Source organism: Chitinivibrionia bacterium (assembly GCA_009779925.1).
In the GTDB taxonomy this organism is placed as follows: Bacteria; Fibrobacterota; Chitinivibrionia; order Chitinivibrionales; family Chitinivibrionaceae; genus WRFX01.
In genome coordinates, this window is record WRAZ01000011.1 from 40,659 (window position 1) to 55,155 (window position 14,497).

Genomic DNA, 14,497 nt, shown 5'->3' on the forward strand with positions numbered 1-14,497 from the left:
AAGACTAAAGTTTCAAGCAAGCAAGCAAGTGTTTTTGAGATTTTTTTGCATTTTCTTCCGCTTGGCTGTGGGAGTTCGGCTAAATTGAAGGAAAAAGACTTTTTTTTTATTTTTTTGTTTTTTTTTGAAAAGATTGAAAAAAAATTTGCGTTTAAAAGCGGAAAAAAACTATTTTCAGCATTATTGCATCGCTGAAAAGACAACGGAAATTCCCCGTTTTTATTTTGTTTTATGTATTATAATAATATTATGGTGATTTTGCCGGTTGTTATTTACCGAATATCTGTGATTTTATCGAAACGCAGTTTTTTATTTTCGCGAGGAAATTGTGTTTCGGCGGAATATCCAAGCGCAACAATAGAAAGTACTCGGTGATTGGCAGGAATGTTAAGAAGTTCCTGAACATATTTTTCGGCGGTAGTATCATTATTGTGATTTCGCCCCCTTACTTGCACCCAGCAACTTCCAAGTCTCAAAGAGTGTGCCGCCAATTGCAGAATTATGGATGAAATGGAGGCGTCCTCAATCCAGACGTCGCAGATATTTTCGTCGCCGCAGATTACTACCGCCAATTTTGCGCCGTTTATAAGCGCCGAGCCGTCTTCCTTGCAGTGTGCCAATTTTTGAAGCAGTGCAGGGGTATGAACAAAATAGAAATTCCACGTGTCGCGGTTCCTTGAAGTGGGCGAGTAAAGCAACGCTTCTTTTAGCGCGGCAATATCGGTTTGCGAAATATCTTTATCGCCAAATTTTCTTACACTCTTGCGAGTTTTTATAGTTTCTATCGTTTCCATACATATAAAAATATTATATAGCAATAAACAAAAACAAGAAAAATGTGTTTTTTTGATTTTGTGCCGCGAAAATAAAGTATTTTTACCGGCGTTAAACAATACAATGCATTGTGGAGAAGTGTTATGAAATTAACTAAATTTTTTACCTGCCTGTTTTTTTGCTTTTGGGTCGCAGTCGCCTCGTCTATTTTCTTGCCTGACTTGAATTCGGATACTCTTACCGCTGAGCAAAAACTCCACATAACAAATTTGGTGCAGGAGCGCAGAAATCAAGACTTGGGGCTTGGGATAATAGGCGACGCAAGAGGCGGCAACACAAACAACCTGTCGAATTTGTCGAGAATTTTTATGGAAGACAGTCTTGAAATTGCCGCAAACGCTATTATAATAAGGTACGCAACGTTTTTACCGTCGCTGAATATTCCCCTGCAACCCGTTCGTCCGCTTATTACCGAAATTTTTTCCATAACGAATTTACTCAGAACAGATAACTTCGCAGTATTACTTGACGACGGAAACGCTACGCGAAACGGCGACACCATAAACGTTCCCGATGAAGGTTTTGCAATAATTCGCCACAATAACAATTACAGAATCACGCTTCATCCAAACACAAGGGTTGTTATTGCGCGCTCGCACATTTCGCTTATTGAAGGAGAATTGTCAATTTCACTGTCGGACAACATATTTCCCGACCAAGCCACAGGTTCGCTCAGAATAAATACCACAAACGGCAATTTCAACTTAAACGGAAGCGCGTTTATTTCATCGCGAGACACGACCGTTATGCAATTATACAGCGGAACTGCAATATTCGGAACGGACAACAGAACCCAAAGCATTACGGAAGGCAACGCAATGCTCGTTTTTTGGCAGGAAGTGATTGACGTAAGACCAATTCCGACCCTTCCGCAATTTCCGATAGCCGAAAATGAAGCTATACTTCCGGGCGACCCCGTAATTTTCGCAAACACAAGCGCCTTTCACCAACGACTTATAATTGCCGACGAAGAAAATAATAAAATAGCAGACACTATTATAAACGTTGACACCTTAAATCTAATGCTTGATTACGGTAAAAAACAATTTTTCTTACAGGACATTGACACTCTCGGGATTTTTTCAGATTGGGCGCACATAAACGTGGACTTGCAAAGAAAAAGCGGACTTAAATCGCTCGAAATTTTTAGCGACACGCTTTTTTACACCACCGACCACCGCTTCTTCACATTCAACGGCGTTGCGGAAACAAGCGTAAGAGTTTTTGTAAATTACGACGAACTGACACTCTCCCAAGACGGAAATTTCAGCCACAGAATAAAGTTGCAGGATGAGCTGAACCATCCCGACGTAGTTATATTGTACAGAGATTTGAGCGCAGACACAGTTTCGCCTGCTATTTTTTACACAGGATTTGACGAAAGAATTACAATGAACGACTTGATTATGGACTTGCCGGCATTCACCGTAAGCCGCACATACAAATGGCGAGGCACGGCTCCGACCGCCACAAGAGTTTCAGTAAACGGCTTGAATTTGGAAATCGGCGAGGACGGTTTTTTTGAGAGGACATTACGTACACGCGCTTTCATAAATCACCCCGTAATAATGGAAATAGATTTTGAAAACGGAAACAGCAAGGTATTCGAGAGACACGTAAGTAGAAAACGATACACAAGTTCCGGAGAAATAGGATTTCGCGAAGCAATGATTTCGGTAGTCGCCGCACTTTGCGTCGGCTCATTATTGGCGACATCTTTGTTAGCGCAACAAAGATAATTTTTTTTAATTTACAAGTCGTATTTATATATATATTGTACGTACGCGGCGTAAAATTTCATATTTGGAAAGGATTTTGGCACTTATTATGGCTAATTTTTTGTTTTTTTTGTCGGGCGCGTCGTCGCTCATTTATCAAATTTGTTGGATTAGATTATCATCACTCATTTTCGGCTCTACAATAGCCGCTTTATCTATGACCACAGCCGTTTTCTTCGGCGGAATGGCTCTGGGAAACTATTTAATAGTGCGAAAACCACGAGAATTTACACCAAAATTATACGCAAAATTAGAATACGCGCTTGTACTTTTGGGACTTGTAAGTATTGTATATTTCAGATTTGCCGCAACTTTGCCCTTTAACGACAGTTTTTTAGGATTTCTGCCGCAACTTTTGCTTATGATTGTCGCCGTCGGACTTCCCGCAATAATTATGGGCGCGTCGTTCCCCGTAATGGTCGGTCTTACAAAAGAAAATTCGCCCGAAAAGAAAATATCGGGAGTGTATTTCATAAATTCGCTCGGCGCGGTTTTCGGAACTGTTCTTTGCGGATTTGTCCTTTTGCAATTTATCGGAATAACAAGTTCCATATTTGCCGCCGCCGCAATCGGTCTTTTTATTGCTGTCTCGGTGAGATTTGTATTTAAAAACAGTGCGACCCCCGCCCCCGTTTTACCCGCCGCTCCCCTACCGCTTTTGCCGATAGTTCTTTTTGCAATCGTCGGATTTAACGGAATGTTAGCCGAAATTGTAGCAAACAGATTTTTGGCACTCATTATTACAAACACTATTTTTGTTTATACGCTGACTATCGCTTTCGTAATTTTAGGTTTGTCGCTCGGAGCGGGAATTTTCGGAAAAATTATGGAGAAACTGCCCAAAGATTACAACTGGTTCGGCATTTTGGCATTTGCTTGGGCGGCTGTTTTCGGCGCGATTTTCTTTTTACTTCCCACCCGTTTTTGGATGACAACCACGGCAGAACAGACAATTTCCTCTATTGTATTTATAACCGCCATTATCGCGTTTATTCCCTCTCTTATATCGGGAGCAATGTTTCCTGCGGCAATCAGAATGACAAACAACAAATCGAGCGAGAAAATTGCGGGGGTTCTGTCGTCCGTAAACACACTCGGCGGAATTTGCGGCTCGCTTTTGGCAGGATTTGTGCTTTTACCGACAATCGGGGTTGCCAATACCGTTCTTTTGGCTATAATTATTTCCGTATCGGTCGCATTTTTTGCCATTTACAAATATTCGCCTAAAAAAATCACGCTCATTTTAGTTTTACTGCCAATCGCCGTGCTATTTTTCGGGCATACAAATTACAGAGATTTTATAAGAAATTATCTGTCTTTCGGCAAACGCCAAACCCTTTTGGTTTACAAAGAAGGGCGCGAAGCTGTAGTTTCGGTTTTAACGGCAGGCGGCGTAAAAACAATGGAAATCGACCGCTTGTGGCAAGGTGAAAACCGCAAAACGCGTCAGATTATGGCGGCGCACATTCCCGCAATAATCTCAAGAGACGACCCGAGAAATGTTCTCATTATAGGTTTCGGAACAGGACTTACGGCGAGCAGATTTTTGCATTACGACATAGAAAATCTTGTTGCCGTCGATATAGAAAGAGCTGTATTCGACTTCGCAAAAAGTGAATTCGGCGCAGATTTTCTTTACAACGACAACGTTAGAATACTTGTTGAAGACGGACGAAATACTCTTAGGCGCCAAGATTTAAAATACGATATAATTTCAGTGGAAATCGGACAAGTTTTCCGCCCGCACTCCGCAGGATTTTACACTCGCGAATTTTACGAAGCCGCTTCACTCAGGCTTACCGAAAACGGAATTATAAGCCAATTTGTGCCGATAGCATCGTTTAACTTCCATAAATTTAAATCGGTAATAAAGACATTTATCAGCGTTTTCCCGAATGCTCAATTATGGTACAACGGAAGCGAATTTTTACTGCTCGGCACAAACGGCGAATTTTCAGATTTGAGCAGTGAACGAGCAACAAATATATTCACGCAAAACCAAAGTGTAATAAATGATTTGAAGTGGAGTTATTGGGGCGGCGCTCTTTATCCGCTTTCCGACAGACGAGTTCTTGCGGCAAACTTCCTTATGGGACGCCACGATTTGGCGTCAGTCGCAATGGACGGCATAATTTTTACCGACGACCTGCCGATACTTGAATTTTACGCCGCCGTTAATCGTCAAAACCCGCCTTTTATTGACTCTTTGCAAAGATTTCTTTCTCCCGTGGAATTGATAATCCCCGAAATTATAGACCGAGACGACCTATTGGGAATAGAAGGAATACGCAAAAGCAACATTGGCGACATAATCGCGAGCGAACTGTTTTTTGCGTATATGAACCAAATACACCCCGTCCCCGCACTTTTGGAAGAAGCGTTAAAGCATAACCCGCTGAACTTGCACGTATTATCGGAACTCGCAAGCATAAAATATGAACAGCGAGACTTTCAAAACTCGGTGGTATTTTTCAATATGGCATTAAGACTAAATCCGCACAACACCTTTATGCGCCGACAATTCGCCCTCGCTTTAATACAAGTTGACGCGATAAATCCCGCTATAGAAAATCTTCTGATAACCATAGATATGGCGCCCGACGATTTCATAGCGCACACCATACTCGCAGGTCTTATGATACAGCGCCAAAATTTTGAGTTGGCAATGGAGCACATAGAGTTTGCTTTGCGAATAAGACCGAATTACTCGGAAGCATTGCGTATGCACGAGTATTTGAGCACCCTGTTTCAAATGCAGGACACGCTTCGATGAGCGTTAGATATAAAGCGGGAAGTTTTGAATGCGGCGGCGGTTTTGTACGCAGTATTCTTCGTGAGAAAACAAATGGGGACGAACAAATTTTGCTTGTAAATACAAATAAAACTTATTCGTCTCCCGACGACGCCGCAATTCTTGCCAAAACCGATATTGAACAATCGCTCGCTTACGCTCAAAGCGGCAAATTTCAAAGCATAGACCACGCGCTCAGCGCAACAGGCTATCAACAAATAGTTGAAGAAAAAGAGTAAGGGCAGGTTTTTTACAACCTGCCCTACATAAATTTAACCAAACAAATTGCAGAAGATTAAAATCTTACCCCTGCGCCGAGAGTAATCGCTGAGCCCAAATTATTTACAAGCCCAAATCCGCCTTCAGCCCAAAAGTTTATTCTTGGTGTGAAGAACCAACGAATACCCGGTCTTGCCATAACAACAAAATCCGTATTGGTACCATCATCTCTGGAAACTCCCGCTTGCCAGCTCCAACTATGAATTCTTAAACCTGCGCCAACTACTACATACGGGTCAAGAACAGTTGCAACTGTTATATTGCCTTTGGTAGCAGGAATACCGAACGGGTGAAATCCAAAGCGAAAAGCAGGTGTAATGTATGTGTGCTCCCATTCTGTAAGAACTCTTCTATAACTATGCTGAAATAAACCGAACTCTGCTCCCGCTGAGAACATATCAGTTATCATACGGTCATACACAAGCGTAACACCTGGACGGGTTTTGTCGTAGCTATTGTTTTTGTCATTGTAAAGACCTGTGTTAAGAGTGAGACCTGCATTAAAAGCATTGTCTCCCGCTCCAATCGCCAATTCGCGTTGAGCAAACGCCACTGTTGCTACAAGAAAAAGCACAAAAAACATCTTTTTCATAAAAAAACTCCTTAAAAAAAATTAAAATTGTTATCTATTTAAAAACCACCACTAAAATAATATCTGCCGACTGCATAAATCAGCAAAATCTCACATAGAGGCTTAATTTTCAAATAATAAAAGGCGATAACAATAAATTATCGCCTTAAATAAATCCTCGTTTACGCTGTAGCTCTTACTTTTTCCACTACAGCTTTGAACGCGGTAGGTTCGTTTACTGCAAGGTTTGCAAGAACTTTTCTGTCTAATTCGACATTGTTCTTTTTGAGACCTGCGGTGAATGTTGAATAATTAAGCCCGTGTTCGCGAACTGCCGCGTTAATTCTCATTATCCACAAAGCGCGGAACTGTCTCTTTTTCTGTTTTCTGTCGCGATAAGCATAAACGCCCGCGCGCCAAACTGCGTCCATTGCGCTGACTATCGCATTTTTTCTTTTGCCGAAATATCCTTTTGCGGCGTGGAGCACTCTTTTTCTTCTTGCTCTGGAAGCAACCCTATTTTTAGCTCTTGGCATTTTTTCTTCCTTTCCTTATGCAGCAATCATTGCTTTAATTTTTTTCTCTTGCGATTTGTGAACAAGCGCCGACCCGCGAAGATTTCTCTTTCTCTTCGGACTTTTCTTGGTCAAAATGTGGTTTTTAAACGCCTTACTGCGTCTTACTTTTCCCGTTCCCGTCAAACCAAACCGTTTTTTCGCGGCTTTTCTGGTCTTCATTTTAGGCATAACCTTCTCCTTTGATAATATTATTTTTTGTTAAACTCTAATTTTCCACTTTTTTGGGCGGGCTTACCCCGCCCACGACACCGATAAAATTTTATTCTTCAGTAGTTTCTGTGATTTCGTCGTCGTTGTCGTCAGTCTCCTCCACAGGCGGTTTTTGTTTGCTCAAAGTTGCAAATTCTTCAGGGTGCTCTTTTTCGTACAGCTTTATCTTTTTGGCGTCGGGCATATAATTTGACATCATACTCTTGCCTTCCAAAAAGAATTTTCTCTCGGCTGTTCCCAAAACTTCCAAGTCTTTATCGACCCTCTTCAAAACTTCTGCGCCCAAATCCTTATACATATTCTCGCGCCCGCGAAAAACAAGCGTTATTTTTACTCTGTGTCCTTTAATCAAAAACGCCTTTGCGTGCTTCATTTTAAAATCGTAGTCGTGCGTATCAACTCTCGGAGCAAGTTTTATCTCTTTTACGGTAGTTTTTGCTTGTTTTTTCTTGTTGTCTTTCTGTTTTTTAGCCTGCTCATACTTGTATTTTCCGTAATTCATAACCTTGCAAACGGGCGGAGTGGCGGCTTCCGCAATCAAAACCAAATCCAAATCTCTGCCCCTCGCAACATCCATTGCATCGCGCGAAGACATAACTCCCAACGGCTCGTTGTCCGCTCCGATTACTCTAACCTCCGAAAAACGTATCATATCGTTAATCTTCGTTGTATCCTCTTCTCTTTGAGGTCTCTGAAATCTGTTTCCGGCTATTTTGCCCTCCAGTTTTATGGTTTAATAAACTCAATATCCCGATTTTTCGGATACCTGTTTTTGCAGTTTTTCAATAAATTTGTCTATCTCCTGCGCGCCCAAATCTCCCTGACCGTGAAGCCTGACGGAAATATTGCCCGCGCTCTGCTCTTTTTCGCCTATAATCAGCATATAAGGAACTTTATTAACTTCCGCGTCCCTAATCTTAAAGCCGATTTTTTCGTTTCGAGTATCCATTTCCACTCTAATTCCCGCTTGCTTTAGTTTCCCAAAAACTGTTTCGGCGTAAGGCAAAAAGTTGTCGCTGACAGCTATTATTTTTGCTTGGACGGGAGCAAGCCAAAGCGGCATAAATCCTGCGTAATGTTCAAGCAGAATTCCGATAAATCGCTCCATTGAGCCCAAAAGCGCGCGGTGTATCATAACGGGACATTTTTTTTGTCCGTCGCTGCCCGTGTATTCCAATTCAAAGCGCATAGGCATACTGAAATCCAACTGAATTGTGCCGCATTGCCAGCTTCTTTTAAGGCAGTCGCGAATATGAAAATCAATTTTAGGTCCGTAAAACGCGCCGTCGCCCGGGTTTAATTTGTAGTCGATTTTGCGGTTTTCGAGAACGTTTTGCAATGATTTTTCCGCGATTTCCCAAACGCTGTCGTCGCCGATGTACTTTTCGGGTTTTGTCGATAATTCAACAAAAAAGTCGCTGAAACCGAATGTCTTATACACGTCGAATATAAATTCTATAACATCGTTAATTTCTGTTTCGATTTGCTCGGGCATACAAAATATATGCGCGTCGTCCTGAGTAAATTGGCGCACCCTGAAAAGCCCGTGAAGCGCCGACGATTTTTCGTGCCTGTGAACAAGTCCGAATTCAAAATTACGGATAGGCAAATCGCGGTAAGAACGAACGGTGTTTTTGTAAATCAGAAGTCCGCCCGGGCAGTTCATCGGCTTAATCGCATAAGGCTGTTCGTCGATTTCGACAAAATACATATTGTCCTTATATTTGTCCCAATGTCCGCTTTTATGCCACATTGTTTCGTTCAGAATAACGGGCGTTTTTATTTCGCCGTAGCCGCGTTTTATATGCTCCGCGCGGCTGAATTTTGCAACTTCGTCGTAAAGCGTCATTCCCTTGGTGTGCCAAAACGGGAAACCTATCCCCTCTTCGTGAAAACTGAACAAGTCCAATTCTTTGCCGAGTTTGCGGTGGTCGCGCTTTTTCGCCTCTTCCAAAAGCGTAATATATTCGTCCAAATCTTTCTTTTTCGGAAACGAAATCCCGTAAATTCTCTGCATCATAACAGGATTGTCCTTATGATGCTCGGGACGCCAATGCGCCGATGAAGTCGCAAGCAATTTGAACGCCTTAATATATCCCGTATCGGGCAAATGCGGTCCGCGGCACATATCCTGCCAAGCACCCTGAGTATAAAATGACGGGTCGCCGACAATATTGCTTTCGAGCAGTTCTATTTTATATTTTTCGCCCTTGCTTTCAAAGTATTTTTTTGCCTCTTCGCGGCTCATAACGGAGCGAGTATATTCTTTTTTCTGCAATGATATTTCAGTCATTTTTTTCTCAATAGCAGTCAAATCTTCGGGCTTAAACGGCTCCACGTCTCCAAAATCATAATAAAAACCGTTTTCGATTGCAGGACCTACCGCCAATTTTGCGTTCGGATACAAGTCCTGCACCGCCTGCGCAAGCAAATGCGACGAAGAATGCCAAAACACCTCTTTACCCTCGGGCGAGTCAAAAGTAATGACCGAAACCTTGTCGCCGTCGGACAATTTATAATTCAAATCGACTAATTCACCATTCACGCAACCCGCGAGCGCATTTTTTGCAAGACCTATGCTTATTGTCGAAGCAAGTTCGGCAACGGTAGCATTATCGGCAATTTCAATCCGAGTTCCGTCGGGAAGAAATACTTTCATTTTTTATCCTCTACAATCTGACACAAAAAAAAACCAAAAGTTTCGCTTCTAATCATAAGCATTACGCCCAATCCCTGCGGTGCGAAAATAACCTTGGGATTTGTAAGTTTTTCGTGGTGGGCAACAGCAGACTCGAACTGCTGACCCCTTGCATGTCAAGCAAGTACTCTAACCAACTGAGCTAGTCGCCCACAAAATTCGGGAGGAAAATAATATATTCCCAAAGCAAAATGCGGTTTTTGATACGAAAACGTGAAATTTTCCTGTTTTTTATGGGAATGAGCTCAAAAATAGGGCAACCTCAAGGGTTGCCCTATACAAGAAATTATCGGCTTACGCCAATTCTTGCAGAATACAAATATCGTCTTCCGCTGATACCTGTTGCCTCTGCGATAATCAAATATGTGCCGTTGGCGACAAATCTGCCTGAGGGGTTGGTTAAATCCCATATAATCGCGTTATCATCGGCGTTTTGTAGGGGCGGGTTTGAAACCCGCCCGTACGCGGAGGTTTCCGAAAACACAACATTGCCCAAATTATCTAAAATCACCAAATTCACCGTTGCTCGTTCAGGCGTTATCACCGAAATCCTCGCAAAATCCGACACTACCGCGTTTTCGAGAATAATCCCGTATCTGCTATCGCGCAATGCATTTTGGCGAATAAAACTTGGACGAAACTCATCCGTTCTTATAAAAAACTCCGTTGCTCCGATTTGGTAGTTTTCTGCAAGCATTCCCTCGGTTTCTATTCTCAGCAGATACAATCTGTATCTTACAAGGTCGTCCGAACGTCCGAAGCGAGACGAAGCTTCTATTTCTGGTTCGGGAATATCGATAATTCTTACCGTGGGGCGCTCTGTGCCGAAAACGCTTATGTCGTCGGTTTGTCCGTCGGGGTCTGTTGCAAAGTTATTAAAACCAAGCAATGTGGAAATCAGATTTTGCAAATTTGCCCGATTGGGAAGCAAATCAGGGGCTAGGGCTACATTCACGGTATCTCTTTCTGTTGTGCTTAGCGCTAAACTTACTCTTTCGTCTCTTTCGGCTTCTATTACAATGTTTATCTGGCGTTTCCGTATTGTGTAGGCGCGGGTGTTTTCGCGCAATATATAATTTCGACGAGTTGCTTCGTCTTCTATTATCGCCAAAACAGGGATGTTTTCTCCCGCTCCGCTTCGAAGTCCCGAAACGTGCAGGGGAATGTCGGTTTCGCCGTCGCTTACGCTTGCCGCGGGTACTTGTACCGTCCAATCAAAAGTAAACGGTCCGAGATTTGTCCATTGAACGGTTAATTCTTTAGGGTTAATTGTAAAAGGCATCACATGATTTCTAAGCATTACATTAGGATACTCCCCAACTAATTGAGCGACGGCGGCATGGCTTCCCGCATTACTTTGTCCGCCCACTATCTTTATCTCATAATCGCCCGCGACGCTTGCCGAAGGAACCTGCAAAGAGCCGTCGTATATAAAAAAGGTATTGCCCCAATCGACGTTTATAATCATTATTCCGGGTGCAACAATCGTAAACATGGCGGTAGCCGTTCCCGAATAATCACTGATACCCTTAACCGTGACCGTAGCCGAGGACGATACGGCAATGTTATTTGTAAACTCAACCGTATAATCTATATCACGCTGCAAAATAATTCCGTTTACAACAACCTGAACATCCGGGCGGATTTCGCTGCCGTTATGAATCTGCACATTTATCGGAGTTATGGCGTTTGGCGGAATAGGGGTTACGCTTACAGGCGGGGTGTTTGACGTCCAGCGGGCGTAAAGCGTGATGTTTTCGTTGACAATATCGCTATCGAAATCCCAAGCCGTGGTTAGTCCCAAATCGAGAAACCAGCCGCCGAAAGTAAAGTCGCTTCGGGTGGGAGCGGAGGGGGCGGTGATTTGGGAGCCCGGGCTGATGTTGCTAAGGTAAGGGATTGCGGAGCCGCCGTTGGAGTTGAATACAACTCTGTGGAATGTGATGTTGCCGGCGTTAATGTGGCGCAAAAACGGAAAGCCGTCATTTATATTGGCGTTAATTCCCCAAATTGTGGTGAAGTTCCAGTTGGTAAAGTATGATTGCTGGCGCATTTGTGTAGTGGTGAGCGGAACTCCTCTGCCGTCGTTGTCGGTTCTGCCGCTGGTTTGGCTGTTGAAAAAGGAGTTGGCGACAGTGCCGGAGTTGCTGCCGACTAAACCGCCGATGTTGCTTACGGAGCCGACAATCAAGCCGGCTGAGTAGCTGTTTTCGATGGTACCGAAATTGGCGCCGACCAAGCCGCCGCCGCCGGTGCTTGCAATTGCTGTTGCTACTGTTATTGCTAGTAGCAAGAGGATGAATTTGTGTTTGTTTTGTTCCATTTCATATCTCCTTTTTATTTTGTTTTCCTCACCCCAACCCTCTCCATTTTGGAGAGGGAGTTATTAAAATGCACTGTCGGCTTTCAAGCCGGTTTTTTGTCAAATGCCTCCCTGCAATATTTAAATTGCGGGAAACACCACGCGGAAACCGTATTGGTTGTTGCGAGCCATCCAATTGTCGTAGGGATGGGCCGCTACACGAGCACTACGCACAAAAGACATCCAACTCCCTCCGCGTAACACGCGTCCACTACTAAACGGTGTACTCGTCCATTCCCAAACATTACCGCTCATATCGTAGATCCCTAACTCATTTGCCGCTAAACCTCCAACAGGTTGAGTGCTTAGTGTCGGTCTATGCTGGTCATACCAAGCAACATCGTTTGCTGTATTGCTACCCGCCCAAATAAAATCTACTCCTCCGTTATTTCCTTGCCGACGATTTCCGCCGCGGGCTGCAAATTCCCATTCGTGGGCTGTCGGAAGCCGTGCGCCAACACGTGCCAAAAAACCATCCGCTGAAGTTATATCATTAAAATTTACCATCTCCACAGGATTGTTGGGACGACCGCTAAAATTCGACGGAGTAGCACTTAAACTTGGGTGCCCTGTCATTACCACCTGATACTGCGCTTGCGTTACAGGGAAACGCCCTATCCAAAACCCTTGACTTATTGTCTGACTTGTGCCTGCCGTACTGTTTTGCGCACAGAAACCAAACATAAACGTACCCGGTGCAACATAAATTAAATCAATGTGAATACCGCGCACTAAGAGCCGTACACCTTGACCTTCTACAGGATTTGAAGGAAGAGATGTAACAATAGGAAATTCGGGAAGATCAACTTGCACTCTTGTTTCAACCAAAGAAAATGAATTTCTTATAGTTCCTCTGTTTTCTGCTACCAAACCGCCAACACTTGGTGCGGCTACTACACCAGAAGCGCGAACTTCCTCAATTGTTCCTCGATTTACCGCCGCAATCGCACCTGCCAAATTAACGCCGATAATATTTATATCAACAGACAAATTCCGCACTACTCCACTGTTGCCAATAAAACCGAAAAATCCAAGATTACCGTCTGCGCTCAAGTTGTTTATTACTACGCCGCTGACGGTTCGTCCGTTTCCGTCGAATGTTCCTTGAAATTCCGGTATCGGCACCCACTCTCCTGTGAGAGCGATGTTGTTAGCAAGACGATAATGCGCCGTTAAGTTGTTGCGCACCACGTTCAGGTGTTCGGGCGTTGAGATGACGAACGGGGCGGCGGCGGAGCCGTCGCCGTTGGTGAATGCCCATAGGTTTGTGGCGATAGATAGTGCTATCGCCAATGGTTTGAGTAGGTTGTTGGTTTTCATTTTTATTCTCCTTTTTGTTTTTATTGTACAACAACTTATACAATTTATTCAAATTTCTAAACCCATCTTTTTTTTCTTCATTTTTGTAATGTAATTTACAAATCAACTTTGATAATTTATAAATTATTACAAGAACAATAATTAAATGCACGCACGCAAAAACACTAAATACATTAACATTAATTTTATCGTCTATCAGTGGAAAACTAATAGCAGTAATGTTATTGGCAAACATTATTATTATCATAATTATTGTAATGCCTACAAGAAGTACTGCAATACCAACAAGTATTGAGTCTGTAAAAACTCCAGTATCAGCATCATTACCCATTCAACTTACCCCCGTTAAAATCAGTTTCTTTCTTCACTGTTTCCCACACCTCTTTACCAACCTGTGCCATAGATTCCAATATTGACTCTTTAACAGCAAAATATTCTTTATCATTTTTTACATTGTCTAACTTGATTACGAGCATAAACATCATTTGGTGCTTATTTTCGTTTCTGTTAAGTTTTGATAAAACAAGTGCTCTTGCTTTGTTGTATTTGTAATTATATTTATTTTTTTCCTCTTCGGTATTAGCGTTTCGCAACACATCTATAGCCCCAAGCATAACACCAATATCGTCATATAAATTATCCATCCAATCTAACCTATGCATAGAAACCGTTTGTGAATAATTTTGTTGGCTTGAAGATTTAGAGACGATAAGGCTACTGATTATCGCTAAAACTAAACTGATAAAGATTGTAAGCATATCACTCATTTCAAGCATAATTCACCCCCCTTGCCCAAACCAACCAAAGACCGCCCAATCTCCTTGAGCCACCCAAACAACAACACAAAACCCCTCTCAAAAAAGAGGTTTTCATAAATATATCCTGAAGTTTGACTTCGCGTATTACTTTTAGCTGATGCGCGTAAGCACCTGCAAATCAACGACTTATACGTGTGTGGGGGGGGGGGGGGGAAAACCAAGCTTTATTTGCTAATTTTTCGCCGGTTGTGGGGGGGGGGTGAGGTGGTGGGGTTTTATATAAGCCCAGTGGGGGGAAGGTGTAACTTTTGAGTTTCA

The 14,497-nt window shown here is 42.9% G+C and carries 13 protein-coding genes and 1 tRNA gene; 3 read left to right on the forward strand and 11 right to left on the reverse strand.

Features of this window, described 5'->3' with window-relative positions; genetic code table 11:
• Nucleotides 1-272 precede the first annotated feature (272 nt).
• On the reverse strand, nt 273-794 hold the full coding sequence (locus tag FWE23_05160) for a nitroreductase family protein (GenBank protein ID MCL2844823.1): 522 nt from the start codon (nt 792-794) through the stop codon (nt 273-275).
• 123 nt (nt 795-917) lie between these two features.
• On the opposite strand from FWE23_05160, the gene FWE23_05165 reads away from it, so the two are divergent.
• The 3 genes from FWE23_05165 (at nt 918) to FWE23_05175 (ending at nt 5,642) form a co-directional block, all read left to right on the forward strand.
• The gene (locus tag FWE23_05165) at nt 918-2,573 is read left to right on the forward strand and encodes a hypothetical protein (protein MCL2844824.1); all 1,656 of its coding nucleotides are present in this window, start codon (nt 918-920) and stop codon (nt 2,571-2,573) included.
• A gap of 88 nt (nt 2,574-2,661) precedes the next feature.
• Complete coding sequence (locus tag FWE23_05170; protein MCL2844825.1) at nt 2,662-5,385, forward strand: fused MFS/spermidine synthase; 2,724 nt, start codon at nt 2,662-2,664, stop codon at nt 5,383-5,385.
• The gene (locus FWE23_05175; GenBank protein MCL2844826.1) at nt 5,382-5,642 is read left to right on the forward strand and encodes a hypothetical protein; all 261 of its coding nucleotides are present in this window, start codon (nt 5,382-5,384) and stop codon (nt 5,640-5,642) included. The genes FWE23_05170 and FWE23_05175 overlap by 4 nt, the downstream gene beginning before the upstream one ends.
• A 56-nt stretch (nt 5,643-5,698) precedes the next feature.
• On the opposite strand, the gene FWE23_05180 is transcribed toward FWE23_05175, so the two are convergent.
• The 10 genes from FWE23_05180 to FWE23_05225 form a co-directional block, all read right to left on the reverse strand.
• Nucleotides 5,699-6,274: a hypothetical protein gene (locus FWE23_05180; GenBank protein ID MCL2844827.1), complete on the reverse strand. Its 576-nt coding sequence runs from the start codon at nt 6,272-6,274 to the stop codon at nt 5,699-5,701.
• A gap of 161 nt (nt 6,275-6,435) precedes the next feature.
• Nucleotides 6,436-6,789 (reverse strand): 50S ribosomal protein L20, encoded by a 354-nt coding sequence (gene rplT / locus FWE23_05185; GenBank protein ID MCL2844828.1) that lies wholly within the window; start codon nt 6,787-6,789, stop codon nt 6,436-6,438.
• Nucleotides 6,790-6,804: 15 nt separating this feature from the next.
• Nucleotides 6,805-6,999 (reverse strand): 50S ribosomal protein L35, encoded by a 195-nt coding sequence (gene rpmI, locus FWE23_05190; protein ID MCL2844829.1) that lies wholly within the window; start codon nt 6,997-6,999, stop codon nt 6,805-6,807.
• A gap of 91 nt (nt 7,000-7,090) precedes the next feature.
• On the reverse strand, nt 7,091-7,693 hold the full coding sequence (infC, locus tag FWE23_05195; protein ID MCL2844830.1) for a translation initiation factor IF-3: 603 nt from the start codon (nt 7,691-7,693) through the stop codon (nt 7,091-7,093).
• 90 nt (nt 7,694-7,783) lie between these two features.
• Complete coding sequence (gene thrS / locus FWE23_05200) at nt 7,784-9,700, reverse strand: threonine--tRNA ligase (protein MCL2844831.1); 1,917 nt, start codon at nt 9,698-9,700, stop codon at nt 7,784-7,786.
• A gap of 114 nt (nt 9,701-9,814) precedes the next feature.
• Nucleotides 9,815-9,891 (reverse strand) — tRNA-Val (locus tag FWE23_05205).
• 134 nt (nt 9,892-10,025) lie between these two features.
• Nucleotides 10,026-12,062: an InlB B-repeat-containing protein gene (locus tag FWE23_05210; protein ID MCL2844832.1), complete on the reverse strand. Its 2,037-nt coding sequence runs from the start codon at nt 12,060-12,062 to the stop codon at nt 10,026-10,028.
• Between the two features lie 120 nt (nt 12,063-12,182).
• On the reverse strand, nt 12,183-12,785 hold the full coding sequence (locus FWE23_05215; protein MCL2844833.1) for a formylglycine-generating enzyme family protein: 603 nt from the start codon (nt 12,783-12,785) through the stop codon (nt 12,183-12,185).
• Between the two features lie 466 nt (nt 12,786-13,251).
• Nucleotides 13,252-13,752: a hypothetical protein gene (locus FWE23_05220; protein ID MCL2844834.1), complete on the reverse strand. Its 501-nt coding sequence runs from the start codon at nt 13,750-13,752 to the stop codon at nt 13,252-13,254.
• Complete coding sequence (locus FWE23_05225) at nt 13,745-14,197, reverse strand: hypothetical protein (GenBank protein MCL2844835.1); 453 nt, start codon at nt 14,195-14,197, stop codon at nt 13,745-13,747. The genes FWE23_05220 and FWE23_05225 overlap by 8 nt, the downstream gene beginning before the upstream one ends.
• Nucleotides 14,198-14,497 lie beyond the last annotated feature (300 nt).

Excerpts from the sequence above, each read along its gene's own strand:
- FWE23_05160 (MCL2844823.1), bottom strand. The coding sequence starts at position 794 with ATGGAAACGATAGAAACTATAAAAACTCGCAAGAGTGTAAGAAAATTT.
- FWE23_05165 (MCL2844824.1), top strand. The coding sequence starts at position 918 with ATGAAATTAACTAAATTTTTTACCTGCCTGTTTTTTTGCTTTTGGGTC.
- FWE23_05170 (MCL2844825.1), top strand. The coding sequence starts at position 2,662 with ATGGCTAATTTTTTGTTTTTTTTGTCGGGCGCGTCGTCGCTCATTTAT.
- FWE23_05175 (MCL2844826.1), top strand. The coding sequence starts at position 5,382 with ATGAGCGTTAGATATAAAGCGGGAAGTTTTGAATGCGGCGGCGGTTTT.
- FWE23_05180 (MCL2844827.1), bottom strand. The coding sequence starts at position 6,274 with ATGAAAAAGATGTTTTTTGTGCTTTTTCTTGTAGCAACAGTGGCGTTT.
- rplT (MCL2844828.1), bottom strand. The coding sequence starts at position 6,789 with ATGCCAAGAGCTAAAAATAGGGTTGCTTCCAGAGCAAGAAGAAAAAGA.
- rpmI (MCL2844829.1), bottom strand. The coding sequence starts at position 6,999 with ATGCCTAAAATGAAGACCAGAAAAGCCGCGAAAAAACGGTTTGGTTTG.
- infC (MCL2844830.1), bottom strand. The coding sequence starts at position 7,693 with ATGATACGTTTTTCGGAGGTTAGAGTAATCGGAGCGGACAACGAGCCG.
- thrS (MCL2844831.1), bottom strand. The coding sequence starts at position 9,700 with ATGAAAGTATTTCTTCCCGACGGAACTCGGATTGAAATTGCCGATAAT.
- FWE23_05210 (MCL2844832.1), bottom strand. The coding sequence starts at position 12,062 with ATGGAACAAAACAAACACAAATTCATCCTCTTGCTACTAGCAATAACA.
- FWE23_05215 (MCL2844833.1), bottom strand. The coding sequence starts at position 12,785 with ATGTTTGGTTTCTGTGCGCAAAACAGTACGGCAGGCACAAGTCAGACA.
- FWE23_05220 (MCL2844834.1), bottom strand. The coding sequence starts at position 13,752 with ATGGGTAATGATGCTGATACTGGAGTTTTTACAGACTCAATACTTGTT.
- FWE23_05225 (MCL2844835.1), bottom strand. The coding sequence starts at position 14,197 with ATGCTTGAAATGAGTGATATGCTTACAATCTTTATCAGTTTAGTTTTA.